Genomic DNA, 26,344 nt, shown 5'->3' with positions numbered 1-26,344 from the left:
TTCAGCGGTCCCATTTCTCGATGAGGGCCCGCAGCTGGTCGGCAAACTTGCCCAGGTCCTTGTTGGTGCCCCCCTTGTTGTGGGCGATGACCTCCATCAGCTTGCGGCCCACCTCCTCCAGCCGCTGGTAGGCGGGAGAGGCGCCGGGGGTGGTTGCCGGCTTTTTCTCCGGCGGCAGGCCGGGGGCCAGCATCTGGTTGCTCAGCAGGTCGTAGACCTCTTCATAATTGGGGGCGTGGGCCTCCAGCCCCCGCTGGCGCAGGGTGGCGGCGTAGAGGTCGGCCACCTCCGCCTCCCCATGGACCACAAAGACCTGCCTGGGCTGGGGGGTGAAGTGCTCGATCCACCGCAGCAGCCCGTCCCGGTCGGCGTGGGAGCTGAGGCCGTGGAAGTTGACGATGCGGGCCCGGACGGCGATCTCCTCCCCGAAGAGCTTCACAGAGGTGACGCCGTTGAGCAGACGCCGGCCCAGGCTGCCCTCCGCCTGGTAGCCCACGAACACCACCGCGCACTCCGGCCGCCACAGGTTATGCTTCAGGTGGTGGCGGATCCGGCCGGCGTCGCACATACCGGAGGCGGAGATGATCACCCGGGGGGTCTTGTCCTCATTGAGGGCCCGGGACTCGGCGCTGGACTCGGTGATGGTGAGCCCCGGGAACTGGAACAGGGTGCCCCCCTTCAGGGCCAGGATGGCCTCCTCGTCCAGATAGCCGTGGAGGTCGCCGGAGAAGATGCGGGTGGCCTCGCCCGCCAGGGGGGAGTCCACCACCACCTGGAAGTTGGGGGCGCTCTTCACCAGCCCCTGCTCCTTCATCTCCCGGATGAAGTACAAAAGCTCCTGGGTGCGGCCCACGGCGAAGGAGGGGATGATCACGTTGCCCCCCTTGCCCAGAGTCTCGTCAATGATGGCGGCCAGGTCGGCGGTGTAGTCCGGCTTCTGGGCCATGTCGTGGAGCCGGTCGCCGTAGGTGCTTTCGGTGAGGACGTAGTCGGCGTCCTTGATGTACTGGGGGTCCCGGATGATGGGCTGGTCCCGGTTGCCGATGTCTCCGGAAAAGACCACCTTCCGGGTCTCGTCCCCCTCGGTGAGCCACATCTCCACGCTGGCCGAGCCCAGCAGATGGCCGGCGTCCACAAAGCGGATCTTCACCCCGTCCTCCACCTGCAGCCGGGTGCCGTACTCGCAGGTGACGATGTGCTTGATGGCGGCCTCGGCGTCGGCCACGGTGTACAGGGGCTCCACCGGCTCCTCCCCGGCCCGCCTGCCTTTCTGGTTCTGCCACTGGGCGTCGCTCTCCTGGATGTGGGCCGAGTCCCGCAGCATGATGCTCAGCAGCTGGCCGGTGAGCCGGGTGCAGTAGATATTGCCCTCAAAGCCCTGCTTGACCAGCAGGGGAATGCGCCCGGAGTGGTCGATGTGGGCGTGGGTGACCACCACCGCGTCGATGTATCCGGCGTTGAAATCCAGGGCCTGGTTGTCCCGCTCATCCCTGCCCTGCTGCAGGCCGCAGTCCACCAAGATCTTCTTGCCGCCGCACTCCACACAGTGGCAGCTGCCGGTAACCGCGTGAGCCGCGCCGAAAAAGGTCAGTTTCATGGTGCACCTCCTTTAAGTACTTCGGTAAGTTGATTGTACCTCCAAAACCGGCCGGTGTAAATAAGCTCTGGAGAAGAAGGGCGGAAAAAGGCGGCCGGACGCAGATGCGTCCGGCCGCCGGGGGAAGGAAAGAGAGAGGAAAGAGAGGAAGAAAATCTATCGTCACACGCCGGGCGTGTTGTCTCTGGTCTGCCCCCACAGCCGGGGGGCAGTCACAAAGGCCGGCCGGTGGTCTGAACACGCAACAGATGGCATTTCTCCTTCCGCGCGTTCCCGGCCTGCGCCTTTATTCATGAACTTTGGCTGTGCGTATAGAATACCACCCTTTCCCAGGGGAGAGGTGGATAAACTTTGAAGCTTATGTAAACGAAGTGTGAATCCGGAGGGGCGGGAGAGGCATGACAAAAATTTCACAATATACTTGTGTAAACTGACCAGACTAATTTTTTGGAAACCGGATTTCATCGGTATTGTTGCCAAAAACAATTTGTTGAAATGGGCAATATGCACAAAACGAAACCCTTACCAAATGGAAACCGTCTACTTTTTGGTTAGTAACTTACCGATTTGTGGGGATTGAAAGCAACCCTGAGAACCGTTACATTAGGAAACGCGATGAGGCAGGTTCCTAGGGAAGCGGGGACACGCCCTTCACTTTGACGAGAGCGAGGGAAACGAAATGGCAAAACAAAAACTCCACGATCCCGGCAATAAGAATTCCGTTGTCAACTTCGGTGCTGGCTGGGTGGTCATCCTCTACTGCCTGCTGATGTTCTTCCTGTATGTGGGCATGTGCAACGACGGCGCCAACATCACCGCCCCCAATGTGGAATACCTCCTGGGCCTGGAGACGGGCACCATCATGAACATGAACTCCCTGGCGGGCCTGGTAGGCGTGGTGTTCTTCATCATCGCCGGCCAGATCAACCGGAAAATCGGCGCCCGGCTCACCTCCGGTATCTGCTGCATCATCTCCGGCGTGGCCTACATCCTGGCCTGCAACGCCCCCAGCGTGGTGCTGTACACCGTGGCCATGTGCTTTGTGTACGGCGGCATCATGTCCGCGGGCTACGTGGCCGGCGGCACCCTGGTGGCCACCTGGTTCCCCAAGAAAAAAGGTGTGGTCATGGGCTACACCACCATGGGCCATAACCTGGCCTCCGCCTTCTATGTCCAGCTGGTGGCCATTCTCATCGCCCCCATGGTGACGGGCATGGCCGACATCGGTCAGAATTTCAAAACCGGCATTGTGCCCATCGGCGTGGGCGCCATCGTTCTGGGTATCCTGGGCATGCTCTTCATCCGCAATACCCCCCAGGAGCGGGGCATCAATCCCGACAATGTGTCCGACGAGGTGTACGCCGCCGAGTACGACACCACCGACGAGGTGGAGGGCGACGGCGGCTGGACCACCGGCAAGCTGCTGCGCACCAAGGAGCTGTGGTTGGCGGCCATCACCACCGCCTTCTTCCAGATCTGCTCCGTGGGCGTGATGAGCCAGCTGGTCAAGCGCAATGTGGAGCTGGGCTTTCAGCAGCAGGAGGCCATGAACGTCATGACCATCCTGGCCCTGGGGGGCGTGGTTGGCTCCTGGCTGGTGGGCGTCATTGACGACAAGATCGGCACCAAAAAGACCATGGTGGGCTTTGGCGTCTGGTACGCGGTGGCCCTGCTGCTCAACTTTACCGCGGTGGACCAGGTGACGGTGCTGGTGTATGTCTCCCTGTTCATGATCGCCATGGGCATCGGCGGCTCCGCCAACTTCACCACCTCTCTGCCCGCCTCCATCTTCGGCCGGCACGGCTTTGACAAGGTGAACAGCGTCATCTTCCCCATCCAGGGCGCGGTGACAGCCCTGTGCTTCCTGGTCAACGGCACGGTGCAGCTCATCACCGGCGGGCAGATCCGCATGGCCTATCTGGTGTTCGCCGGTGTGGCCCTGGTCAACGTGGTGCTGGTGCTTCTGGTGAACGAGCACCGGTACAACCGGGACTTTGCCGCCCAGAACAAGTAAGACTCCAAGAAAAACGGGAGCGCGGTTTGCAGCCGCGCTCCCGTTTTTTTCAGCCCCCCAGGGTCATGCCGTCGCCTCCGGACAGGCCATCCTTCTCCAGCATCTGCTCCAGCACCTGCACGTCGGTGGTGATATCCATGGCGTCGTCCTGGAACAGCTTATCCAGCTGGGCCTCAAACCCATCCACCACTTTGTCCATCATGCCCTCAATGCGGGCCTTGGCCGAGCGGATATTCTCTCCCTCGATGCCCTGCTCCTCCATCCGGGCGTAAGCCTTCAGAATCTTCAGGGTGGTGGGGAGGTAGTAGTTCAAAAAGCTGCGCAGCTGGCCCGCCCGGTTGGGGTGCTGCTTCTGAAAGGAGAAAATCTTGCCGGTGATCTCCCCGATGCGGTCGATCTTCCGGCTCATCACTTCGTCGTCAATATCCTCGTTCAGCCGCCGGATCTCCCCCAGCACCGCATTGTCGTCGTTCATGTCCAGGGGCGCCTCCTCCTGGGGCTCCGCCGCCCGCTCCTCCGGCTGGGGAGGCTCCTGCACCCCCTCGTCGCTGAGGATCAGCCGGGCGGTGGACATGTCCAGATAACCCGTTTCTAAAATGCCACTGTCCAGCATATCCTGGAGATCATGACAGGCCTTGCGGAAGGACACCGGCATGGCCTGAGCCAGGGTGGTGATGGACACGCTCTCCCGCCTGCCGATGAGGGCCAGATATTTGCGGAAGCGCTTGGCCTGCTTGTTGCGCTGGGTGCCCACCCAGGTCATGGCCAGGCCGGCCAGGAAGAAGCCGATGGCCGGGGACAGGATGGCCGAGGCGGTCAGAAAGCCAGCGCCCATGGACAGAATGGGAAGGGCGGTGACCAGAACGATGCCGAAAACGGCGGCGAAGGCAATTCCAGCCACGGTCATGCCCCTGCCCCGGCTCAGGTCCACGGGCCGCCCCTGCCGGGTCATACCCTGGGTGCCGGGGGCGGCGCTCTGACTCCGCTTTCCGCCGCCCAGCAGCTTGCGCAGCAGCAGAAACAGTCCCACCGGGAAAAAGGTGGCCAGCAGAACCACGGTGGCCAGCCAGTACACCAGGTCCTGAGAATTGAACGAATTCCAGTTTTGATTGCTTGCCATGGGCCATGCCCCTCTCGTTGATCTCTGATATTGTGCTTGCTATTGTATCACAGAAGTGTTAAAGATTTGCTGGATAAGTTCTTTAAAAAAGATGAAAGATGAACGTAACTTTATCATACAGCGAAATCCACAAACTGTAAAGCGGTTTCCTGGAGGGAAGGGTGTAACCGTTCTGTAATTGCATTTCCCGAGGAAATCACTATAATATAGAACATCAAGGGGTTTTTGCGCCCCTGAGGTATCGATGTGACGCCGGGCCAAAGGGCCGGGCGCGTTGGAGTGATAGAATATGGGACATGTGGAAGGAAAACGGGTGGAGCCCAAGGGCAAGAAGGGGCAGGGCAAAAGCCGGGCGCCCCTGATCGCCGCGGGCGTGGTGGTGGCCGCGCTGGCGGCCGGCTATGTGGGACTGTGCGCCTATGCCGGCGGCAGCGCCTTCTGGCCCAATACCACCATCGGCGGCATGGATGTCAGCGGCCAGAGCAGAGAGCAGGCGGTGAACACCCTGGAGCAGACGGTGGCTCAGCGGCTGTCCGGCCTGACGGCCCGCTTTGTCTGTGAGGGCAAGAGCTACGAGGTGCCCGGCGGGGAATTTACCACCTATACGGAGGATGCGGTGAGTTCCGCCACCCAGGGACAGAACGTGAATTTCTTCCTGCGGGGCGTCCGCTACCTGACCAGCCTGGCCGCCGGCCAGACATACGACCTCTCCGTGGGGCTGACCGGTACGCCCGAGGCGGTGGAGCAGGCCATCCGGGAGTGCGCCGACGCGGAGGCCCAGACCACCTGGACCTTTACGGACAACCAGCTGGTGTTCCACAAGGGGGTTACCGGCCGCACCATTGACACCCAGGCCCTGACCACCGCCCTGGAGGAGCAGGTGAGCCGGATGCTGGCCGACGGCTCCACCAGCGCCGACCCGGTGGAGGCCCAGGTGACCACCGCGCCCCCCGCCGAACCCGACTTTGACGCCATTCAGAGCGAAATCTGTGTTCCGGCGGCCGACGCCTATCTGGATCAGGACAGCTATGAGATCGTGCCCTCGGTCACCGGGGTGGACTTTGACGTGGAGAACGCCCGGCAGCTGCTGAACGACGCGGCGGAGGGGAGCGACGTCTCGGTGCCGGTTACCCTGACCGAGCCCAAGGTTACCACCGCCACGCTGGAGGCCAACCTCTTCAAGGACGTGCTGGGTACCGGGAGCACCAAGTGCGCCGGTCCCAGCGCCCGGTGGTACAACATCGACCTGGCGGCCAGCCGGATCAACGGCGTGATCCTCATGCCCGGCGACGTGTTCTCCTACAACGACCACTGCGGGCCCTACACCCTGGCCAGCGGCTACCAAAAGGCGGGCACCTACCAGAACGGCCAGAGCATCGACGCCACCGCCGGCGGCATCTGCCAGCTGTCCTCCACCCTGTACTGGGTGACCCTGAAGGCCAATTTGGAGACCGTGGAGCGCAAGCAGCACGCCTTTAACGGCGGCTACATGCCGGTGGTGGGCACCGACGCCACCGTATGGAGCGATGTCATCGACTTCAAGTTCAAGAATGACACCGATTACCCCATCAAGATCGAGGCCTATCAGGATAAAAACCACAATCTCCATGTGACCATCTACGGCACCGATACCACCGGTATCCATGGAGAGCCCTACAGCGTTGCCATCTCCACCGTGCCCTACAAGAATCTCTATAAGCCCAATGACAGTATCCCCGTGGGCAGCGAGCCCCAGCGGGATCCCAACTACAGCCGCTACAACGGCATCACGGTGGACGTGTATCAGAAGCTGGTGGACGCCAACGGCAAGACAGTTGAAACCACCTTCCTCTACCGCAATACCTATAAATCCTCCGACGCGGTGTACTACTATAACCCGGCGGACGCGGCCCGGCTGGGCATCAATACCGAGACCCAGCTGCGGACTGAGACCCCCGTAACCACCACGCCCAGCCCGTCGCCCTCGGCTTCTCCCTCCGCGGCCCCCTCGGCTTCGCCGTCGGCCACGCCGTCTCCGTCCGCTTCGCCTTCGGCTACCCCCAGCGCCACACCCACCCCGGCCGCTACCCCGTCGGCCACGCCCACGCCCGCTGACACGCCGGCGGCTACCCCCAGCGCGGAGCCCACACCCACGCCGGTGACCACCGCGCCGCCGGTGTTCACCCCGGCCTCCAGTCCCACCGCAGGGCCGGACATGGAGCCCGCCGCATAAAGACCATGTTCCGCCGGCCCCCTGGAAACGGGGGGCCGGCGGTGTTGTGCAAGAGAAAGGATGTTAGCATGTTTCAAGGATTTTCCGGCGCCACCGTGGATTTTCTGTGGGGGATCCGGTTCAACAACGAGCGGGGCTGGTTTGAGGCCCACAAGGAGGAATACCGCACCCATCTGCTGGAGCCCATGAAGGCCCTCAGCGGGGAGGTGTATGAGCGTTTCTCCCAGGCCCACAAGGACCTGCCCCTGATCTGCAAGGTGTCCCGTATCTACCGGGACGCCCGGCGGCTGTTCGGCCGGGGGCCCTATAAGGACCATCTGTGGATGAGCCTCCACCGCCCCCATGAGGCGGGGAGCTTTGCCCCCGTGTTCTGGTTTGAGCTCACCCCGGACAGCTGGTCCTGCGGCATGGGCTTCTGGCAGGCCCCGCCCCTGACCATGGCCAAATTCCGGGCCAGAATGGACCGGGACCCCGGCCCCATGGAGACCCTGACCCGCCGCCTGGCCCGGCAGGACCGGTTTGTGCTGGAGGGGCCGGAGTACAAGCGGCCCAAGGCGGCCCTCTCGCCGCTGCTGGCCCCCTGGTACGCAAAAAAGAGCTTCAGCCTCTGCCAGGAGGGGGAGCACTGTGACCTGCTCTGGTCCCACGACCTGGTGGACGCGCTGGTGGAGGGCTATGAGTTTTTGTTGCCATATTACCAGTATATGGAGCTTTTGGAGGGGGATCCGGATCCGAGGGGAGAATAAAAAGACCGTCCGGCGCGCATACTGTGGGGGCGAAAACCTCCGGAAAGGCGGCGGACGGAAGTATGAGATACCAATGGAGGCGGCAGCAGCAGTCCGGATGGACCCTGCTGCTGCTTTTTGCCCTGATTGGGGCGATTGCGCTGACATGGGTTGGGCAGACCAGCCCCAGTGTGACGGCGGACGCCCCGCTGGCAGGGGAGGAGGGGCTGGAGGAGCCGGAGCAGAAGCTGATCGCCCTCACCTTTGACGACGGACCCAGGCGGTCCACCACCACCGAGCTGCTGGACGGCCTGGCCCAGCGGGGGGTGAAGGCCACCTTTTTCCTCATCGGGGCCCAGGTGGAGGCCAACCGGGACGTGGTGCGCCGGATGGACCGGGAGGGGCATCAGATCGGCATTCACACCTACGACCATGTGAAGCTCACCGACCTGAGCAAGACCGACTTTGACGCCCAGGTGGAAAAGACCAGGGCGGAGCTGGTGGCCACCCTGGACCACAACGACTTTCTGCTGCGGCCCCCCTATGGGATGCTGGACGACAGCGTGAAAGCCTGGGCGGGCTGCCCCATCATCCTGTGGTCCATCGACCCGGAGGACTGGAGCGACCAGAACGCCGACCGGGTGGTGCAGGAGGTGGTGAGCCAGGCCAGGGACGGGGGAATCATCCTCATGCACGACATTTTCCCCGAGTCGGTGGACGCCGCCCTGCGGATCGTGGATGCCCTCCACGCCCAGGGGTACTATTTCTGCACCATTGAAGAGCTCTTTGACGCCAGGGGGATCCCTCTGGAGGCCGGACGGTCCTACTGGAACGCCTATCCCTAGAGGGGAAAACAGCCTTGACAGATAAAGTCTACTGTAGTAAACTTTAAATAGTCTACTAGAGTAAACTTTTGGGAGGGCTGTATCATGTGTCAGGGTGCGGAGCAGATCCAGGACGCCGAGCTGGAGGTCATGCGGATTTTGTGGCAGTCTCCGGAGCCGGTGGCGCTGGCGGAGGTCCGCCGGGAGCTGGCCGCCCGGTGCGGCTGGGAGGATTCCACAGTGAAAACCCTGCTGCGCCGGCTGTGCGCCAAGGGGGCGGTCAAACTGGAGCGCCGGGGGATGTACCGGGCGGTGATCACCCAGGCAGAATATGGCCGGTGGTCCGCCAAACGGTTTGTCAGCAAGGTCTTTGAGGGCAGCGCCAAAAAGCTGGTGGCCGCCCTGGTGTCCGACGGACAGCTGAGCCAGGCAGATATAGACGAGCTTTCCGCCCTGTTTCATCAGGGGGAGGAGCCCAAATGAAGGCCCTGGTGCTGACGCTGCTCTCCCTCTCCCTGTCCGGCAGCCTGCTGTGCCTGCTGCTGCTGGCGGTGCGGCCGCTGCTCCGCCGGGTGGGCGGAACCACAGCGGCCTATTACCTCTGGCTGCTGGTGCTGCTGCGTCTGGTGGTGCCGGTTGGGGTGGGGGTGACCGTATCCCTGCCGGAGCGGGGGATGGAGCAGGCGGCCTCCTCACCGCCCGCCGTTCAGCAGGAGCAGATGGGGACACCCGCCGGAACCCCGACAGCCGGGAATACGGCAGTTACAGCGGAGCCCGGAGAGCCGGACGGGGCGCCGGAAACCGCCCCCGCCGCTCCCCAGATGTCTGCCCCCGCCCTGGAGCTGTGGGACGTGCTGGGCGGGGTGTGGCTGGCGGGTGCGGCGGGATATCTGGGCTGGCATATGGCCGCCGGGGCGGTCTTTACCCGCCGGGTGCGGCGGTCTCTGCTGCCCCCGGAACCCCGGGAGCAGGCCCTGCTGGACGCCCTGGCAAAGGGCAGGCGGGTCCGGCTGGCCCACAGCGGCCTGGTGGATACCCCCATGCTCATGGGGCTGCTGCGGCCGGTGATCGTGCTCCCAACCGGCGGGCCCGCCCTGGACAATCTGCCCGCCGTGCTCCGCCACGAGCTGACCCACTACCGGCGGCGGGACCTGTGGTACAAGGCGCTGCTGGCGCTGGTCACCGGCATCCACTGGTTCAATCCTTTGGTACATACCATGGGGCGGGCCGTCAGCCTGGACTGTGAGCGCTCCTGCGACCGGGCGGTGGTGAAAGGGCTGGACGCCGGAGGCCGGCGGGCCTATGGGGATATGCTGCTGGCCCTGGCCGCCCGGCGCAGGCTGCCCCCGGGGGTGACGGCCACTACCCTGTGGAAGGGGAAACGCCAGCTGAAGGCCCGGCTGCTGGAGATCAGGGACTGCAGGCGGGTGACAGGGGCCGGAGTGTGTCTGATGGCGGCGGCCGTTTTGCTCCTGGGCTGCTGCGCCTGCGGGCTGCCGGACTGGCGGGAGGCGGAGCCCGCCCCTGTCTCCTCAGCTGCCCCCGAGAGCAGGGAGGACCCCTACGCCGGCCTGCTGGCCCGGTATGAGCGGGCCATACACACCCAGCAGCTGGACGAGGGCCAGCCCGCCCTGGTGGCCGCGGTGGTGAACCCGGACTGGATCTGGGGGAAGCTGGCCGGTCTACGCTGTGGGATCGGCTGCGCCCGGATGGACCTGAACAGCGACGGGGTGGAGGAGCTGGTGCTGGGCTGGCTGGATGCTGAGCTCTGGAACATGGACGAGGGGTATGTGTTTGCCATCTATACCCTGGTGGATGGCCAGCCCGTCCTGGCGGTGGAGGGCTGGGAGCGGAATCGCTATGTGGTGGGTGAGGACGGATATCTCTACAACGCCGGCTCCAGCGGCGCGGATCAGCACCAGGGCAACAAATACCGGTTTGACCCCAGCCGGGCGGATTTTCTGGAGCTGGTGGAGCAGACCCATGACGTGGAGACCGAGGACCGCTGGATGGCCTCCGGCACAGCCATTGCCGCCACTCCCCTCTGGGAGGAGAGTCTCCCCGCCGGCTTTGAGGGGGTGCTGCTGGGGGAGGAGCCTATCTTCTATTATGCCGACGGGGCGGAGGAGTCCCGGTCGGTGTACATCGGGGAAGTGCCCGCCCTGTTCAGCCCGGACAGTCCCTATGCTGCCGTGGGAGGCTGGGCGGCGGTGGATCTGGACGGGGACGGAACGGCGGAGACGGTGCTCCAGATCACCGATGTGGGCAACGACATGGGGGGCTATCTGATCCTCCGGCGGCAGGGGGACCGGGTGTACGGCTACCCCAGCGGCTGGCGCACCTTCTGGTCGCTGAAGACCGACGGCACCTTCCTCTGCTCGGAGTGGGCGGGGACGAAGGAGTCCGTCGTCTCCCTCCGGTTCACGGATGGGGGCTATGAGCGGGTGGAACACCTGACGGCGGAGGGAGAGCAGTTTATCTTCACCTCCTTTACCGTGGAGGGTCGGCAGGTGACAGAGGAGGAATGGCAAGCCGCCTGGGACGCCCAGGAGCAGAAGCCGGACGCCTGGTGGTACGCATTGCCTGAGGAAACGGAATAACAGGATACGCGGAGGGTCAGGCCTTTGGGCCTGCCCCTCCGCGTATAAAATAGATGAGAGATAGGAAGCTTACTTGTTGCGGTTGAACAGCTTGCGCATGTACTCCACGCCGCTGCCGCCGTTGCCGGACTCATCGGCGTAGCCGGTGCCGCCGTAGGTGTAGGTGCGCTCGGGCACGTCCTTGTTGAGCAGCTCCTCGTCGATCTGCGCCACGCAGCGGGCCATGGAGCCATCGCCCATGTACCAGCGCAGGGGGAAGCAGAAGAAGTTGAACACGGTGCCGGCGGGGATCTTGTCCAGGTCGCCGCCCAGGTTCTCCACGCCCACGATGCCGTGGCCCAGCATCTCCTTGTGGCAGGGCTCCCAGGTGCCCCACACGCCGATGTCCTCCAGCTCGCCGAACTTCTCGTCATAGGCGGCCTGGCCGTGGATGCGGATGTACTCAAACTTGTCGAACTCGGCATAGGCCTCCTCGCCGAAGAGCTCCTTGTACTCCTCGGTGATGGGCTTGCCGGTGGCGCCCAGCAGGTTCATGCGGGTCATGCCGTTGTTGCCCATGGCGGTGTGCAGGGGATGGTCCAGAGCCTGGCTGTCCATGGCCACGCACTTCACGCCCTGCTTCACGAACCACTTGCCGGCGTCGATGCCGGTGCCGATGGAGTAGTGATAGTAGGCCTTGGAGTCGTCAAACAGGCGGTGCATACCGGTGTTCAGGCACAGCACCTTGCCCTTCAGGTCGGCGGGGTTCACGCCGCACTTCTGGCAGGCCTCGTCCAGGTGCTTGTCGGTGATCAGGGTCCAGGGCTCCACGTCCAGCTTGAGCACGATGGCCTCGCCGGTGTAGGCGTCGATGGGCATCTCGTGGGTGTAGCGGGCCCGGCGGCCGTCAAACTCGTACTCCATCACGTGACGGGGAGCGTCGCAGTGGGTGCCGGTGTGCATGGTACAGCTGATCTTGGAGGTGAGCACGCCGCCCTTGGCCATGGTGTGGGCGTTGTCGATCACCGGCTTGTCAAAGTAGGGCCAGCGGGGAATCTCCGCGCAGAAGGGATGAGTCAGATCAATAAATACCTTGCCCATAGTATTGGGGCCTCCTTATCAGTAATCTTTTTTCGTTGAGCGGTTAGACAACCAGGTAACCGCCGGAGCAGTCGCAGTTGCTGCCGGTGATGAAGTTGGACGCATCGGAGGACAGGAACAGCGCGTAGCCCACAAAGTCGTCGGGCTCGCCCAGCCGGCCGATGGGCTCACGATTGAGGAAGTTCTTGTACACGGCGGACTCGGGGTCGAACATCCACTCGGTCAGGTCGGAGCGGAAGACGGTGGGGCAGATGGAGTTGACGTTGATGTGGTACTTGGCGGACAGGTCGCAGGCCAGGCAGGACACCATCAGGTCGGCGCCGCCCTTGGAGGTGCAGTAGCCGGTGTAGCCCGCCATGCCCCGCTTGGAGCGCTGGGAGGTCACAATGACCATCTTGCCCCGCTTGGTGTTGTCGGCCTCGTACTGAGCCACCATCTGATGGGCCACGTACTTGGTGACGATGTACACGCTCTTGCAGTCGGCGTCCATGATGTACTGCCAGTCGGCCACGGACTGCTCCAGCACGTTCTGGGGCTTGTTGTAGCCGTGGGACACGGCCAGGATGTCGATAGCGCCGTACTTGGCCACGCAGGCCTTCACCAGGGCGTCCACATCTTCCTCCTTGGCAGGATCAGCCACGAAGTAGGCGCAGTCGATACCCTCGGCCTTGAACTCGTCCTCCAGAGCCTTCAGCTTGGCGTCGTTGCGGCCGGTCATAAAGACCTTGGCGCCGGCGTAGCCGTAGGCCTTGGCCAGCACGCAGCCCAGCGCGCCGGTGGCGCCGGTGACCAGAGCCACCTTATCCTTTACGGAGAACATATTCTCCACAAAACTCTTCTGAACAGGAACCATGTCGGTAAACCTCCTTTTGACGCTTATGCCGTGCTCAGGTGTTGGGATAGTTGATGATGACCAGCATCCGGGCGGGCAGGTTGCTCTCGTTCATCAGGCCCCGGCCCTCGTTGGGGGGGAAGGAGATGGACTCATCCTTGTGGATGACGTACTTCTTGCCGTCCTTGTCGGTGACGGTCATCTCGCCCTCCAGAACGTAGTAGACCTTCTCCAGCGGGTTGTCCTCATAGGCCCACTCGGCGCCGCCGCCGGGCAGGAAGGTGGACACACCCATCCAGAACTTCTCAGCGCCGGTCTCCTCCTTGCCGTGAATCCGCATGGCCACCATATTGAAGTGGCCCGCCGCCTCATAGGGTTTCAGTTCCGCTACTGTACGCTTGACCATTGAAAATCCGCTCCTTCAATCAAAATAAAATGAGCTGGGTATTGTGTGTGGGGGACGGTGGGAAGCGCCCGTCCTTTTTCTAAAAACAGTGTAGTCAAAATGGATTTTTTGTGCAATACATACAATTGTGTAAGTAGATAACCAGAAAGTCTCCACCCACCAAATGGTAAGTATCCGGAATTTGTGGAAAACAGATAAAGGGGAAAATATGCTTTTGTACACAATGTAAAGTGAACTGGCCGGTCAAAAAGGAAATTGTATAATACGCACAAAAATATTGTTAAAATTTTGGCAGATTGAGGAGGGCCAACACCGGCCTCCACTTGTGAGGGCAGGGGCGGGTGTGGTATGATGGTAGGCACAGGGTACACCCCTTTGCCATCAAGTTGAGACGAGGTGAAGCATCGTGCGTGGCGATCAGCTGGACAGCCCCACCAACCCCTATCATTACATCCTGCACTGCATTGGCGGGAAGTGGAAAATGACCATCCTCCATGAGATCCACACCTATGGCAGCATCCGATTCAATCAGACCCTGAAATCCCTGCCTATTTCGGAGAAGGTGTTCAGCCAGCAGCTGAAAGAGCTGGTACAGGCCGGCCTGATCCGGCGGATTTCTTATGATACCATTCCGCCCAAGGTGGAATATGTGCTCACCCCCAGCGGGGAGCAGCTGATTCCCGCCCTGGATATTCTGTATATCTGGAGTATCCGGCGGATGGATGAGCTGGGGATTCCCATTGACGCAGACGCCTTTGTGGTCCACAAGACCAGCAAATATGTGGACGAGCTGCGGGAGATCATGGAGGCCAACGATTTTACTCCCGACCGCACCCGCCAGGGGGCGGACCGGTCGAAAAACGGGCTTTGAGCAAAAAAGAAACTCCGCCGTTCCCAGAGGGGAACGGCGGAGCTTCTTTTTTGTCAATTCAGAGCCAGGTGGGACCGCTTGAGCCCCTGGCGGATGGCCAGGCACAGAGGCGGGGCGGCGGCAATGGCGATGATGCCGTTGAACAGGGAGGCGGGGATCTTGGCAGCCAGAGTCACCAGAGCCGGTCCGGACTGCAGGCCCTCCACCAACAGGGCGTTGTAGTAATAGCTCTTGGTAAAGTAGAGGATATAGTAGATCACACAGCCCAGGATGGCGCCGGTCAGGCAGCGGACGTAGCCTCCTTCGCTGCGCTTCTGGGCGGAATACATCACCAGCCCCGCCCCCAGACCCATGGCTCCTTTGGTGAGGAAGGTGAGCCAGAACTCCGAGATGAACCGGGGGTCGGTAAAGTCAAACAGCATGGAGCCCAGACCGGAGGCCAGACCGCCGATGGGGCCCAGCAGCAGCCCGGACAGGCAGCACAGGATGTTGGCCAGGGTAAAGGAGGTGTTGCCGCCAATGTTGATGGGAATGGTGATCCGCAGGTAGTTGCTGACAAACACCAATGCGGTCATCATGGCCAGCGCCGCCAGCCGGACCACGGTCATGGACGAACCTTTTTTCATGGGAACCACTTCCGATCTTCTCTTGATGGGGCTATTATAGGACAATACTGACCCTATTTAAATGTCCAGTTTTAGAAAAAACGATAAGGTCAGAAGAGAGAAAAAGCCTGCCGCAGCCAGAGCTGCGGCAGGATGGCGCAATCACAAGTTTTGCACCGGGCTTAATACCGGCCGAAATCGCCGGAGCGGCCCTCGGTGACGTCGGCGCCGAACTCATAGTCCTTGCCGGGCAGAACGGCGTTGAGGGCGATGCCGGCAATGGCGGCGATGGCCAGGTTGGTGAGGGTCACGTGGATCTCACCGGCGCTGAAGGTGATGCCGTTGGAGAAGCCCAGGCCGCACACCAGGATGATGGCGGCGATGATCAGGTTGCGGGAGTTGGTGAAGTCCACCCGGTTTTCCACCACGTTGCGCACGCCGATGGCGGAGATCATGCCGTAGAGGATGAAGGACACCCCGCCAATGATGGCGGTGGGGATGGAGTTGACAATGGCGGCGAAGGCGGGAGAGAAGGAGAGCACCACCGCATAGATGGCGGCCAGCCGGACCACGTTGGGGTCGTACACCCGGGAGAGCACCAGCACGCCGGTATTCTCGCCGTAGGTGGTGTTGGCGGGGCCGCCGAACAGGCCGGCTAGGGAGGTGGCGATGCCGTCGCCCATCAGGGTGCGGTGGAGGCCGGGGTCCTGGATGAAGTTGCGGCCTACGGTGGCGGAGATGGCGGACATGTCACCGATGTGCTCCATCATGGCGGCGATGGCGATGGGGGCCATGACAAAGATGGAGGTCAGGTCAAATTTGGCCAGGAAGAAGGGCTGGATGCCCACCGGGGCGGCGGAAGCCAGGCCGGAGAAGTCGATGAGGGGCACCACGTTGCCGGCGGCGTCCAGGGCGGTGGCGCCCATGGCGTTGGCGATTAGGGCCACCACGTAGGAGCCCACCACCCCCAGCAGGATGGGGATGATCTTCACCATGCCCTTGCCCCAGATGTTGGCCGCCACAATGATGGCCATAGCCACAATGGCCAGCCACCAGCAGGTGGAGGCGTTGGACACGGCGGAGGGGGCCAGGTTCAGGCCGATGAGGATGATGATGGGGCCGGTGACCACCGGGGGCAGAAAGCGCATGACCTTTTTCACCCCCACCGCCTTGATGACGGCGGCCAGGATCACGTACAGAAGGCCGGCCACCACAATGCCGCCGCAGGCGTACTGCAGCTTCACGGCGGGGTCCATGCCGGCGTACTTGCCCGTGTCCAGCTTGGCCATGGCCTCAAAGCCGCCCAGATAGGCGAAGGAGGAGCCCAGGAAGGCGGGTACCTTCAGCTTGGTGCAGATGTGGAAGAACAGCGTGCCGATTCCGGCGAAGAACAGGGTGGTCTGGATGGACAGGGGCAGGCCGTAGCCCTGGACCAGGATGGGCACCAGCACCGTGGCCCCGAACATGGCGAACATGTGCTGCAGGCCCAGAATCAGCATCTTGGGGACGCCCAGCACCCGGGCGTCCCGGATAGGCTCGCCTCCCGGCGTTTTGTTTTCGTTCATAACGATCTCCTCTCCTACCTGGATTCAATTCGAATCATTATACCAGAGGCCGCCGACCATAGCAAGAAAAAAGCATGGCGGGCGGGGAATTTGGGTATCCTTCTCAAGACCGGCAGAAAAAAGGGAAGGGCTGTCGTAGATCTGCGCATTGACAAACGGCCCTGCCTTTATTATAGTAAAACGAAAAAGAGAAGAAGGTGACCCCATGAAACGACCCTTTGTGACAAAGGAGCAGCTGGAGGCGCTCACCCAACAGTTCCCCACGCCGTTCCATCTGTACGACGAAAACGGCATCCGCCAGACCGCCCGGAAGCTGAAGGCGGCCTTTGCCTGGAACCCCGGCTTCCGGGAGTATTTTGCGGTAAAGGCCACCCCCAACCCGGCCATATTGAAGATCCTCCGGGAGGAGGGGTGCGGCACGGACTGCTCCTCCCTCACCGAGCTGATGCTGGCCGACAAATGCGGCTTTTCCGGTCAGGAGATCATGTTCTCCTCCAACGACACCCCGGCGGAGGACTTCAGGCTGGCCCACAAGCTGGGTGCCATCATCAACCTGGACGACTTTACCCACATCGACTTTCTGAAGGAGACCATCGGCACGATCCCAGAGACCATCTCCTGCCGCTTCAACCCCGGCGGGGTGTTTACCTTGGGGGCGTCGGCGGAGGGCTTCCAGGTGATGGACACCCCCGGCGACTCCAAGTACGGCTTTACCCGGGAGCAGCTGTTTGAGGGCTTCAAAAAGCTGAAGGCCATGGGGGCCAAGCGGTTCGGCATTCACGCCTTCCTGGCCTCCAACACCCTTTCCAATGAATACTATCCCACTCTGGCGGGGATCTTATTCCGCCTAGCGGTGGAGCTGGAGCAGGAGACCGGCTGCGATATCTGCTTCATCAACCTGTCCGGCGGAGTGGGCATCCCCTATAAGCCGGACCAGCCCGCCAACGACATCGCCGCCATCGGCGAGGGGGTGCGCCGCCAGTTTGAGGAGATCCTGGTGCCCGCCGGCATGGGGGACGTGGCCCTGTGTACCGAGCTGGGCCGGTTCCTGCTGGGGCCCAACGGCTGCCTGGTGACAAAGGTGCTCCACTTCAAGCACACCTACAAGGAATATGTGGGGGTGAACGCCTGCGCCGCCAACCTGATGCGCCCCGCCATGTACGGTGCCTACCACCACATCACCGTGGCGGGCAAGGAGGATGCCCCCTGCGACCACAAGTACGACGTCACCGGCGGCCTGTGCGAGAACAACGACAAGTTCGCCGTGGACCGGATGCTGCCGGAGGTGGAGCTTGGGGATCTGCTGGTGATCCACGACACCGGAGCCCACGGCTTCTCCATGGGCTACAACTACAACGGCAAGCTGCGCTCGGCGGAGGTGCTCCTCCAGAGCGACGGCACCGCCAGGCTGATCCGCCGGGCGGAGACCCCGGAGGACTACTTCGCCACCCTGACCTTTGAGGAGTAAAACAATACGCCGCGGAACGGCTGTTCCGCGGCGTATTGTTTTTATCTGTTTAGTTGGAGGCCAGCATCAGCCGGGTCCACTCGCTGTCGTACAGGGCCAGGGTGTCGGCGGGCAGGTTCTTGAAGCTCTCACACTGGGCCAGGATGGACTCGTCGGGGTAGGCGTAGGGATCGCCGGACACCTCGGGGTCCAGCTCCTCCCGGACGGAGAGCAGGGGGGAGGAGTACCAGATCTCCTCGCAGTTCTTCAGACCGGCCTGGGTGGAGCACATATAGTTGATGAAGATCTCGGCGTTTTCCTTGTTCTCGGCGTTCTTGGGGATGCACATGGCGTCCACATACAGGTTGGTGCCCTCCTCGGGCAGGCAGAAGGCCAGGTCGGGGTTGACCTCCTGCATGGTGAGGAAGTCGCCGTAGTAGTAGGCGCCGATGGCGGCGGAGCCGCTCTGCATCTTCTCAAAGATGTCGTCCATCACGTAGGACTGCACCAGGGGCTTCTGCTCAATGAGCAGGTCCACGGCCTCCTTGATCTGGTTCTCGTCGGTGGTGTTGTAGGAGTAGCCCAGCTGCTTCAGGGCGATGCCGATGGCGTCCCGGGAGTTGTTGAACATCAGGATCTGGCCGGAATAGTTCTCGTCAAACATGATATCCCAGCTGGTGGGGGTCTCCTCCACCATGGAGGTGTTGTAGATGATGCCCAGCAGGCCCCACATGTAGGGTACGCTGTACAGGTTCTCCGGGTCGTAGTCCGGATTTTTCAGAGCGGGGTCCACATCCTCGAAATTCGGAATATTGTCAAAGTTCAGCGGCTCCAGCATATCCTCCTCGATCATACGGGAGATCATATAGTCGGAAGGAATCACCACGTCGTAGCTGGCGCCCTCATTTTTCAGGACGCCGTACATGGCCTCGTTGCTCTCGAAGGTGTCGTAGACCACCTTGATGCCGGTTTCGGCGGTAAAGTCCTCCAACACGGACTCGTCGATATAGACGCCCCAGTTGTAGACGTTGACCACGCCCTTGTCGGCGGCGCCGGGGTCATCGGCGGTACCGGACTGGGTGCCGCCGCAGCCGGACAGGGCGCCCAGGGTGAGAGCAGCTACGCTCAGGAGTGCGAGAGACTTTTTCAATTTCTTTCTTTATCCCCTTTCGGAAATGAAATAATTATAACCAGCCCGTAAGGGCAAGTTACCACACACAACGGGGCGGCCTTACCGCCCGGGGTTCAGCTTGGCCTTCCGCCGGGCGGAGGCGGTCTCCTGCCGGGCCTGACGGATGTTGACGGTGAGCAGCAGGGCGAACACCACCAGGAACATCAGGGTGGACAGGGCGTTGATCTCGGGGGTCACCGGCTTTTTCACCATGGTGTAGATCTCCACCGCCAGAGTGGTGACGCCGGAGCCCTTGGTGAAGTAGCTGATGACGAAATCGTCGATGGACATGGTAAAGGCGATAATCAGGCCGTTGAGCACGCCGGGCATGATCTCGGGCAGAATCACCTTCCGGAAGGCCAGAAAGCCGGGGGCGCCCAGGTCCTGGGCTGCCTCATAGATATTGGGGTCCAGCTGCCGCAGCTTGGGCATCACCGACAAGATCACATAGGGGGCGTTGAAGGTGATGTGGGCGATAAGCAGGGTGCCGAAGCCGGTGCGCCAGCGCACCCCCAGCAGCTCGCTGAGGAAGCTGTCGTTGAACACCCCGATGGCAAACACAAAGAGCAGCATCATGGACACGCCGGTGATGATGTCCGCGTTGGTCAGGGGGATGTTGTTCACCGCCAGGAAGGCGGTGCGGGAGCGCCGGCGCATGGAGTAGAAGCCGATGGCGGCGGCGGTGCCCAGAATGGTGGCGATGACGGCGGCCAGCACCGACAAAATGATGGTGGTGCGCAAAGCCCCCAGCAGGCGGGTGTTGTGGAAGAGCTCCACATACCACTGGGTGGAGAAGCCGCCCCACACCCGGTTGCTCTTGGTGGCGTTGAAGGAGAACACAATGAGCAGCACAATGGGGGCGTACAGGAACACATACACCAGCAGCGTGAAAAACCGGGAGGGAATCCGATGCTTGTTCACAGGACCGCCACCCCCTCTTCACCTTCGCCGAAGCGGTTCATTACAGCCATCATGACCAGCACGATCACCATCATCACCAGGGCGATGGCCGAGCCCAGGTGGGGGTTGTAGGCGTTGCCCAAAAACTGCATCTCAATGAGGTCGCCCAGCAGCAGCGTCTTGCCGCCGCCCAGCAGGCGGGACAGGGCGAAGGTGGACACCGAGGGGATAAACACCATGGTCACCCCGGAGAGCACCCCCGGCAGGGACAGGGGGAAGATCACCTTGCGGAACACCATGGCCCCGTTGGCCCCCAGGTCCTGGGCGGCCTCCACCACCTTGGGGTCGATCTTGTCGATGACCGAGAAGATGGGCAGCACCATAAAGGGCAGGAAGTTGTACACCATGCCCAGCACAATGGCCCCCTGGGTGTTGATCATATGAATATACTGCAGATTGGTGCCAAAGATGCTGTTGATCAGGTTGAAAAACCCGATGTTGGCCAAAAACTGGTTGATCAGGCCGTTGTCGTCCAGAATGGACATCCAGGCGTAGGTACGCAGCAGGAAATTCATCCACATGGGCAGCATAATGAGCATCATAGCCACCTTGCGCACCATCAGGGACTCCCGGGACAGGAAGTAGGCCAGGGGGTAGCCGATGAGAATGCAGATCAGGGTGGCGGCGATGGCCAGCACAAAGGAGTGCTGAAAGGCGGGGATATAGGTGGCCATGTTGCTGAAGTTGTCCAGGGTCAGCCCGCCCGCCTTGTCGGTAAAGGCAAAGATCACCACCAGGATCAGCGGCGCTACCACAAAAATCGCCATCCACACCACATAGGGGGCGGCCAGCCACTTATTCTTCATCGCCGTCCTCCTCATCCTCCAACCGGTCCTCGTTGAGCTCGTCATACTCGGAGGAGTAGGAGCTGTAGTCGCCGAAGGTGCCGGAGTACTGGCTCTTCTTCATGATGTGGAAGCCGTCGGGGTCGATCTTCACCCCAATCTTTGCCCCCACAGGGGAGTAGTCCGTGGTCTGGATCAGCCACTTGAAGCCGCGGAAGTCCACGATAATGTCATAGTGGATACCCTTGAAGGTGACCTCGGTGACGGTGCCGGTGAGCTGGCCCTCCGCCTCGGGCACGATGTCGATGTCCTCCGGCCGGATGACCACGTCCACCGGCTCGTTGGGGGCAAAGCCCTTGTCCAGGCACTTGAATTTCCGGCCGTACATGCCCACCACGAAGTCCTCGTGCATCACGCCGTCGATGATGTTGCTCTCGCCGATGAAGTCGGCCACGAAGGCGTTCTTGGGCTCGTTGTAGATGTCCTCGGGGGTGCCGATCTGCTGGATCTTGCCCTCGTTCATCACCACGATGGTGTCGGACATGGTGAGGGCCTCCTCCTGGTCGTGGGTGACGTAGATGAAGGTGATGCCCACCTGTTGCTGGATCCGCTTGAGCTCGATCTGCATGTCCTTGCGCAGCTTGAGATCCAGAGCGCCCAGCGGCTCGTCCAGCAGCAGTACCTGGGGCCGGTTCACAATGGCCCGGGCGATGGCCACCCGCTGCTGCTGTCCGCCGGAGAGGGAGTTCACCGACCGCTTGCCGTAGCCGGCCAGATTCACCAGGGCCAGGGCCTCCTCCACCCGCTCCTTGATCTCGGACTCAGGAACTTTGATCATCCGCTTGGGATCCTTGGGGTCGGGCACCTTGTTCACCCGCAGGCCGAAGGCCACATTCTCGAAAATGTTCATGTGGGTGAACAGAGCGTACTTCTGAAAGACGGTGTTGACCTTCCGCTTATGGGGGGGAACGTCATTAATCCTCACGCCGTCAAAAAACACGTCGCCGGAGGTGGGCTTCTGAAAGCCGCCGATGATACGAAGCGTCGTGGTTTTGCCGCACCCGGAAGGACCGAGCAGCGTGAGGAACTCCTTATCGTTGATATAAAGGTTGATATGGTCCAGAATGACGTCATCGTCAAATTTCATGAAGCAATCCGACAGGCGGATCAGTTCCTTGGACATGTATCCTCCCCCATTTCTCAAAAGGTAGTAAAAGGCGTACCCAAACCGGCGGTTGGGTACGCCCTATTGACGAAACAAATATATATGTTCTTGCGAAAAATGTCAATAATAAAACCGTACTTTTTTCAGGGATTTTACGGTTGGGGATCACGGGGGACGGAGGGGAGCAGCTCATAGATGCGCTCGGACTGGGGCGGAGCCCCGCCGGCGGCCTGCCAGCCGGCGGAAAAGGCGATGCGTACCATAGCGAACAGGGCGTTTTCCGCGTCGTCGTACTCGTGGCGATCCAGAAAGTCGGCGAAGCATTTTTCAAATTCGTTGGAGTACATATCCATCACCTCAGATTTTATAATAGCATATATAAAGTCGAAATACAATATAATAAGTTGTATTTAGAATAAAGCAGTACCTAAGAAAGAAAAGCCTTCCCGTTTACACTGAGGAAAAACGGGAAGGCTGAACTGCATGAAACATTATAAAACCATGGTTCAGATCGGACTGAACATCATGTATTATCGGAAACAGCAGGGACTGACCCAGGAGCAGCTGGCGGAAATGGTGGGGATCACCCAGCAGCATCTCCAGCGGGTGGAGACCGCCCACTCTGTCCCCAGCCTGTCCAAGTTGCTGGATATTGCCGACGTTCTGGGCGTCCCCGTTCAGAAGCTGTTTGACGCCCGATGAATCCCTTCGGGGGAGGCGATGCCTCCGGCGGCCCACTTTCGACTGGCCGAAAGTGGGCAAAGGCCAATTAAGGCGGGGGATTCCGATTTCCCCCGCCTTAATAATCCACCCCTTAAAACGGCCAAGAGGGGGAACTGCGGTTCCCCCTCTTTGGAATCTCCCCCTTGGGTTGCGCGAGCTCTAGCCCCGGGGGGTACATCCAATAGGGGGGCCGCAGCCCCCCTGATTGGTCGTTTTAAGGAGGGGTGCAGGGGAGGGAAATCGAAATCCCTCCCCTGCCGTCTTTTCCCCCTTTTCGACGCCGAAAAGGGGGCGCCCGCCGCGCAGGCGCGCTTCCTATTCGGGAAAATACTCCTCCACAAAGTCCACCTTTTCCACGGTGAACACCCTGCCCCGCAGATACTCCAGAATACCCCCGTCGGTGGGGAAGGTAAATTCCAGCTTATAGGAGTACAGAGCCTGGAAGGAGCGGCCGTACTGCTTGTTGTCCCGCTCCCGGCCATACTTGCCGTCCCCCAGCAGAGGGTGGCCGGCGGCGGCGAACTGAGCCCGGATCTGATGGGTGCGGCCGGTCAGAAGCTCGCACTCCACCAGGGAAAGCCCCCGGTTGACGGTCAGCGTTTTATATAAGGTGGCGGCGCTCTTGCCGCCGGGCACCGGCTTGCGGAACACCTTCACCTGTGCCTTGTCCTCGTCCTTGAGGAGGAACCCCTCCAGCCTGCCCTGGGGGGGCGTCATCTTCCCATGGATGATGGCCAGGTAATATTTGGCGATCTCCCGGTCCCGGATCTTCTGGTTGAGGATCCGCAGGGTCTCGGCGTTCTTGGCCGCCATGACGATCCCCCCGGTGTTCCGGTCGATGCGGTTGCACAGGGCGGGGGTGAAGGAGTGCTCGTCCCTGGGGTTCCACTCCTTCTTCTGATAGAGGTAGGCCTGGATGTGGGTGATGAGGGTGTTCACCTTCTCGTGCTCGTCGGCGTGGCACAGAAGGCCGGGCCGCTTGTTGAGGAGCATCAGGTTTTCGTCCTCATAGACGATATCCAGCTTGGGCTTGAACACCGCCAGAAAGGCGTTGTCCTCCCGGGGCTGATCAAAAAACTCATCGTTGATATACAGCTGCAAAAGGTCCCCCACCTGGAGCCGTACGTCCCGCTGGGAGCCCTTGCCGTTGACCTTCACCCGCTTGAGACGGATGTACTTCTGGGCCAGGGGGCCGGGGAGCAGAGGCAGGGTCTTGGCCAGCCAGCGGTCCAGCCGCTGCCCGGCGTCATTTTTGCCGATGGTAAATTCCTTCATGGGCAATTCTCCTGAAAAACCGGCGGTGGGCCGGGATAGTAGCGGTATTATATCATAAATTACGGAAAAAGTGAAAAAGTATTTGACAAGGACGGCGATTTTCAGTATAATGTCTGCTGTGCCATTGTGTGAGGTGTATCATGAGACTTGATCTCCGGTCTATCATCCATGTCCCCGGCGCGTCCCTGCCGTTCCAGTTTGAGCTGGACCTGTCCCAGCTGGATTTTTATGGGGAAAAGCCCTTTGCTCACCCTGTCCGCGTCAGCGGTACGGTGCGCAATATGGCCGATGCCCTGCTGCTGGAGGGAACGGCGGAAACCACCCTGGAGCTGGTGTGCGACCGCTGCCTGAAGCCCTTTTCTCAGGCGTTGCGCCTGCCGGTGAGCACCCTGCTGGCGGAGGAGCTGGAGGACGAGGAGAACGACGAGATCGTGCTGCTGGAAAACGGCCATGCCGATCTGACGGAGCTCTTCACCACCGCGCTGGTGTTGTCCATGGACGCCAAGCACGTCTGTTCGGAGGATTGCAAGGGGCTGTGCCCCACCTGCGGCGCCGACCTGAACAACGGCCCCTGCAACTGCGGGAAAGAGATCGATCCACGTTTGGCTGTACTTGCGCAGCTGTTGGATAAAGAGAATGAGTAAGTTTTGCCCGGCCAGGGCATGAACCTAAGGAGGTGTCATGAATGGCAGTCCCTAAGAGTAAAGTGTCCAAGCAGCGCCGGAATAAGCGCCGCAGCTCCGTTTGGAAGCTGGAGACTCCCGGCGTCACCACCTGCCCCAAGTGCGGTGCGTTCCGCCTGCCCCACCGGATGTGCAAGAACTGCTTGACCTATAAGGGCCATGAGTTCGGCAAGGTGGAGACCACCGCTGAGGCGAAGTAAATAGCCGAAAAGAACGAGGGGAGACAAGCCCCTCTTTCTTTTTGCCCAAAAGTGGGGTACAATAAGACAAATGACCCGTTGAAAAAGGAGCCCTCGACCATGAGCCTGACAAAAATTGCATCGGTGGACCCGGGCAGCCCGGCGGCCCGGGCGGGCCTGCGGCCGGGGGAGACCCTGACCCACATCAGCGGCCACCCTATTGTGGATGTGCTGGACTATAAATTTTACGCCTATGACCCCCGGCTGGAGCTTACCCTCACCGGCCCCGACGGCGGCAGCCGCACCGTCTGGGTGCGAAAGGGGGAGGGGGAGGACCTGGGCCTGAATTTTGAGACTTACCTGATGGACAAGGCCCGCTCCTGCGCCAACCGCTGCATCTTCTGCTTTGTGGATCAGATGCCGCCGGGGATGCGGGATACCCTCTATTTCAAGGACGATGACGCCCGCCTGTCCTTTTTGATGGGAAATTATATTACGTTGACGAATCTTTCTTGGCGAGAAATACAGAGAGTAATTGATTTGCGCATCAGTCCCATCAATATTTCGGTCCACGCCACCGACCCGGAGCTGCGTGCCGCCATGCTGAAAAACCGCCGGGCGGGGGAGTGTCTGGAGATCATGACCCGGTTCGCCGGGGCGGGGATCCGGATGAACTGCCAGGTGGTGGCCTGTCCCGGCGTCAACGACGGCCCCGCCCTGGACCGCACCCTGCGGGAGCTGAGCGGGCTGCACCCTGCGGTGACCAGCGTGGCGGTGGTGCCGGTGGGGGTGACCCGATTCCGGGAGGGTTTGTGCGAGATTCAGCCCTATACCAGGGAGCAGGCCGCCGCCCTCATCGACCAGGTGGAGGCCTTTGCCGCCGCTTTTCTGGAACAGCACGGCACCAGCCTGGCCTGGTGCTCCGACGAGTTTTACCTGCTGGCCGGGCGGGCGCTGCCGGAGAAGGGCTATTATGAGGATATGGCCCAGCTGGAAAACGGCGTGGGGATGCTGCGCCTGCTGACCAGTCAGGCGGAGCTGGGCCTGGAGGGCGAGAAGCCGGAGGACGATGCCCCCTTTTCCATTGCCACCGGGGTGTCCGCCGCCCCCTTTGTGCAGGAAATTCTTGACATAGCCCGGAAACAATGTGGTAATATAAAAGGAACGGTCTATCCCATTGCCAACCGCTTTTTTGGGGAGACCATTACGGTGTCCGGCCTCATTACCGGCGCCGATCTGCTGGAGCAGCTGCGGGGCAAGGACCTGGGCCGGCGGCTGCTGCTCCCGGACAACATGCTTCGGGCGGGGGAACGGGTGTTTTTGGACGACGTGACAGTGGAGCAGCTGGAGGAGGCCCTGGGAGTAACCGTGATTCCCGTGCCTGCCGACAGCGGCTTTGACCTGGCCGACGCCATCCTGGGCCGGGAAGTGGTCCGGGACTGTCCCCAGCTGCCGCCGGAGGCGGAATACTACCGCTACAACCCCTGAGAGAAAGGGAGGAAGTG

At 61.4% G+C, this 26,344-nt stretch carries 25 protein-coding genes; 12 read left to right on the top strand and 13 right to left on the bottom strand.

Going from position 1 to position 26,344, the window contains the following annotated elements; all coding sequences use genetic code 11:
• Position 1: 1 nt before the first annotated feature.
• Entirely contained in the window at positions 2–1,597 is a 1,596-nt protein-coding gene (locus B5F88_RS05215) for an MBL fold metallo-hydrolase (protein ID WP_087342518.1), read from the bottom strand.
• A gap of 679 nt (positions 1,598–2,276) precedes the next feature.
• Here B5F88_RS05215 and B5F88_RS05210 point away from each other — a divergent pair.
• Complete coding sequence (locus tag B5F88_RS05210; RefSeq protein ID WP_087342515.1) at positions 2,277–3,611, top strand: MFS transporter; 1,335 nt, start codon at positions 2,277–2,279, stop codon at positions 3,609–3,611.
• Positions 3,612–3,660: 49 nt separating this feature from the next.
• Here B5F88_RS05210 and B5F88_RS05205 read toward each other — a convergent pair whose 3' ends face one another.
• Positions 3,661–4,731: a 5-bromo-4-chloroindolyl phosphate hydrolysis family protein gene (locus tag B5F88_RS05205; protein WP_087342512.1), complete on the bottom strand. Its 1,071-nt coding sequence runs from the start codon at positions 4,729–4,731 to the stop codon at positions 3,661–3,663.
• Between the two features lie 289 nt (positions 4,732–5,020).
• Between B5F88_RS05205 and B5F88_RS05200 the strand changes: the two genes are divergently transcribed.
• The 5 genes from B5F88_RS05200 to B5F88_RS05180 all read left to right on the top strand — a co-directional run bounded on the left by B5F88_RS05200 (position 5,021) and on the right by B5F88_RS05180 (position 11,092).
• On the top strand, positions 5,021–6,943 hold the full coding sequence (locus tag B5F88_RS05200; RefSeq protein ID WP_087342509.1) for a VanW family protein: 1,923 nt from the start codon (positions 5,021–5,023) through the stop codon (positions 6,941–6,943).
• Between the two features lie 68 nt (positions 6,944–7,011).
• Positions 7,012–7,689 carry a DUF2461 domain-containing protein gene (locus B5F88_RS05195; RefSeq protein ID WP_087342506.1) on the top strand — a complete coding sequence of 226 codons (678 nt, stop codon included), beginning with the start codon at positions 7,012–7,014 and terminating at the stop codon, positions 7,687–7,689.
• A gap of 62 nt (positions 7,690–7,751) precedes the next feature.
• The gene (locus B5F88_RS05190) at positions 7,752–8,513 is read left to right on the top strand and encodes a polysaccharide deacetylase family protein (RefSeq protein ID WP_087342503.1); all 762 of its coding nucleotides are present in this window, start codon (positions 7,752–7,754) and stop codon (positions 8,511–8,513) included.
• An 84-nt stretch (positions 8,514–8,597) separates the two neighbouring features.
• Positions 8,598–8,975, top strand: coding sequence for a BlaI/MecI/CopY family transcriptional regulator (locus B5F88_RS05185; RefSeq protein ID WP_087342500.1), 378 nt, complete (start codon positions 8,598–8,600; stop codon positions 8,973–8,975).
• Complete coding sequence (locus tag B5F88_RS05180) at positions 8,972–11,092, top strand: M56 family metallopeptidase (protein WP_087342497.1); 2,121 nt, start codon at positions 8,972–8,974, stop codon at positions 11,090–11,092. Before B5F88_RS05185 ends, B5F88_RS05180 begins: the two co-directional genes overlap by 4 nt.
• 69 nt (positions 11,093–11,161) lie before the next feature.
• Here B5F88_RS05180 and B5F88_RS05175 read toward each other — a convergent pair whose 3' ends face one another.
• Genes B5F88_RS05175 through B5F88_RS05165 form a run of 3 tightly spaced genes read right to left on the bottom strand, consistent with a single transcriptional unit; the run spans position 11,162 to position 13,410 of the window.
• Complete coding sequence (locus tag B5F88_RS05175; protein WP_087342494.1) at positions 11,162–12,172, bottom strand: cyclase family protein; 1,011 nt, start codon at positions 12,170–12,172, stop codon at positions 11,162–11,164.
• 43 nt (positions 12,173–12,215) lie between these two features.
• Positions 12,216–13,025, bottom strand: a complete 810-nt coding sequence (locus tag B5F88_RS05170; protein ID WP_087342491.1) for an SDR family oxidoreductase — start codon at positions 13,023–13,025, stop codon at positions 12,216–12,218.
• Positions 13,026–13,059: 34 nt separating this feature from the next.
• Positions 13,060–13,410, bottom strand: a complete 351-nt coding sequence (locus B5F88_RS05165) for a cupin domain-containing protein (RefSeq protein WP_087342488.1) — start codon at positions 13,408–13,410, stop codon at positions 13,060–13,062.
• 406 nt (positions 13,411–13,816) lie between these two features.
• Between B5F88_RS05165 and B5F88_RS05160 the strand changes: the two genes are divergently transcribed.
• Positions 13,817–14,281, top strand: coding sequence for a helix-turn-helix domain-containing protein (locus B5F88_RS05160; protein ID WP_087342485.1), 465 nt, complete (start codon positions 13,817–13,819; stop codon positions 14,279–14,281).
• A 53-nt stretch (positions 14,282–14,334) separates the two neighbouring features.
• On the opposite strand, the gene B5F88_RS05155 is transcribed toward B5F88_RS05160, so the two are convergent.
• Both B5F88_RS05155 and B5F88_RS05150 read right to left on the bottom strand, forming a co-directional pair.
• Entirely contained in the window at positions 14,335–14,907 is a 573-nt protein-coding gene (locus B5F88_RS05155) for an ECF transporter S component (RefSeq protein ID WP_087342482.1), read from the bottom strand.
• A 161-nt stretch (positions 14,908–15,068) separates the two neighbouring features.
• The gene (locus tag B5F88_RS05150) at positions 15,069–16,451 is read right to left on the bottom strand and encodes a uracil-xanthine permease family protein (protein ID WP_087342479.1); all 1,383 of its coding nucleotides are present in this window, start codon (positions 16,449–16,451) and stop codon (positions 15,069–15,071) included.
• 205 nt (positions 16,452–16,656) lie between these two features.
• On the opposite strand from B5F88_RS05150, the gene B5F88_RS05145 reads away from it, so the two are divergent.
• Positions 16,657–17,919 (top strand): diaminopimelate decarboxylase, encoded by a 1,263-nt coding sequence (locus tag B5F88_RS05145; protein ID WP_087342476.1) that lies wholly within the window; start codon positions 16,657–16,659, stop codon positions 17,917–17,919.
• 49 nt (positions 17,920–17,968) lie between these two features.
• On the opposite strand, the gene B5F88_RS05140 is transcribed toward B5F88_RS05145, so the two are convergent.
• The 5 genes from B5F88_RS05140 to B5F88_RS05120 form a co-directional block, all read right to left on the bottom strand.
• On the bottom strand, positions 17,969–19,048 hold the full coding sequence (locus B5F88_RS05140) for a spermidine/putrescine ABC transporter substrate-binding protein (RefSeq protein ID WP_087342473.1): 1,080 nt from the start codon (positions 19,046–19,048) through the stop codon (positions 17,969–17,971).
• A gap of 81 nt (positions 19,049–19,129) precedes the next feature.
• On the bottom strand, positions 19,130–19,990 hold the full coding sequence (locus tag B5F88_RS05135; protein ID WP_087342470.1) for an ABC transporter permease: 861 nt from the start codon (positions 19,988–19,990) through the stop codon (positions 19,130–19,132).
• Positions 19,987–20,835 (bottom strand): ABC transporter permease, encoded by an 849-nt coding sequence (locus tag B5F88_RS05130; protein WP_087342468.1) that lies wholly within the window; start codon positions 20,833–20,835, stop codon positions 19,987–19,989. The genes B5F88_RS05135 and B5F88_RS05130 overlap by 4 nt, the downstream gene beginning before the upstream one ends.
• Positions 20,825–21,997 carry an ABC transporter ATP-binding protein gene (locus B5F88_RS05125; protein WP_087342465.1) on the bottom strand — a complete coding sequence of 391 codons (1,173 nt, stop codon included), beginning with the start codon at positions 21,995–21,997 and terminating at the stop codon, positions 20,825–20,827. Before B5F88_RS05125 ends, B5F88_RS05130 begins: the two co-directional genes overlap by 11 nt.
• A 134-nt stretch (positions 21,998–22,131) precedes the next feature.
• A complete protein-coding gene (locus B5F88_RS05120) occupies positions 22,132–22,326 on the bottom strand; it encodes a hypothetical protein (RefSeq protein WP_087342462.1) in 195 nt (64 codons plus the stop codon).
• A 136-nt stretch (positions 22,327–22,462) separates the two neighbouring features.
• Between B5F88_RS05120 and B5F88_RS05115 the strand changes: the two genes are divergently transcribed.
• Positions 22,463–22,681 carry a helix-turn-helix transcriptional regulator gene (locus B5F88_RS05115; RefSeq protein ID WP_087342459.1) on the top strand — a complete coding sequence of 73 codons (219 nt, stop codon included), beginning with the start codon at positions 22,463–22,465 and terminating at the stop codon, positions 22,679–22,681.
• Positions 22,682–23,017: 336 nt separating this feature from the next.
• On the opposite strand, the gene B5F88_RS05110 is transcribed toward B5F88_RS05115, so the two are convergent.
• A complete protein-coding gene (locus B5F88_RS05110; protein WP_087342456.1) occupies positions 23,018–23,977 on the bottom strand; it encodes an RluA family pseudouridine synthase in 960 nt (319 codons plus the stop codon).
• A 140-nt stretch (positions 23,978–24,117) separates the two neighbouring features.
• Here B5F88_RS05110 and B5F88_RS05105 point away from each other — a divergent pair, with 140 nt between their 5' ends.
• From B5F88_RS05105 to B5F88_RS05095, 3 genes are all read left to right on the top strand, one after another.
• Positions 24,118–24,621: a DUF177 domain-containing protein gene (locus B5F88_RS05105; RefSeq protein WP_087342453.1), complete on the top strand. Its 504-nt coding sequence runs from the start codon at positions 24,118–24,120 to the stop codon at positions 24,619–24,621.
• 41 nt (positions 24,622–24,662) lie between these two features.
• Positions 24,663–24,860, top strand: a complete 198-nt coding sequence (rpmF, locus tag B5F88_RS05100; protein ID WP_087342450.1) for a 50S ribosomal protein L32 — start codon at positions 24,663–24,665, stop codon at positions 24,858–24,860.
• 99 nt (positions 24,861–24,959) lie between these two features.
• A complete protein-coding gene (locus B5F88_RS05095) occupies positions 24,960–26,327 on the top strand; it encodes a DUF512 domain-containing protein (protein WP_087342448.1) in 1,368 nt (455 codons plus the stop codon).
• Positions 26,328–26,344 lie beyond the last annotated feature (17 nt).

Source organism: Flavonifractor sp. An306, from assembly GCF_002159455.1.
Classification (GTDB): domain Bacteria; phylum Bacillota; class Clostridia; order Oscillospirales; family Oscillospiraceae; genus Flavonifractor.
This window is presented reverse-complemented; position numbering and strand designations above follow the sequence as displayed.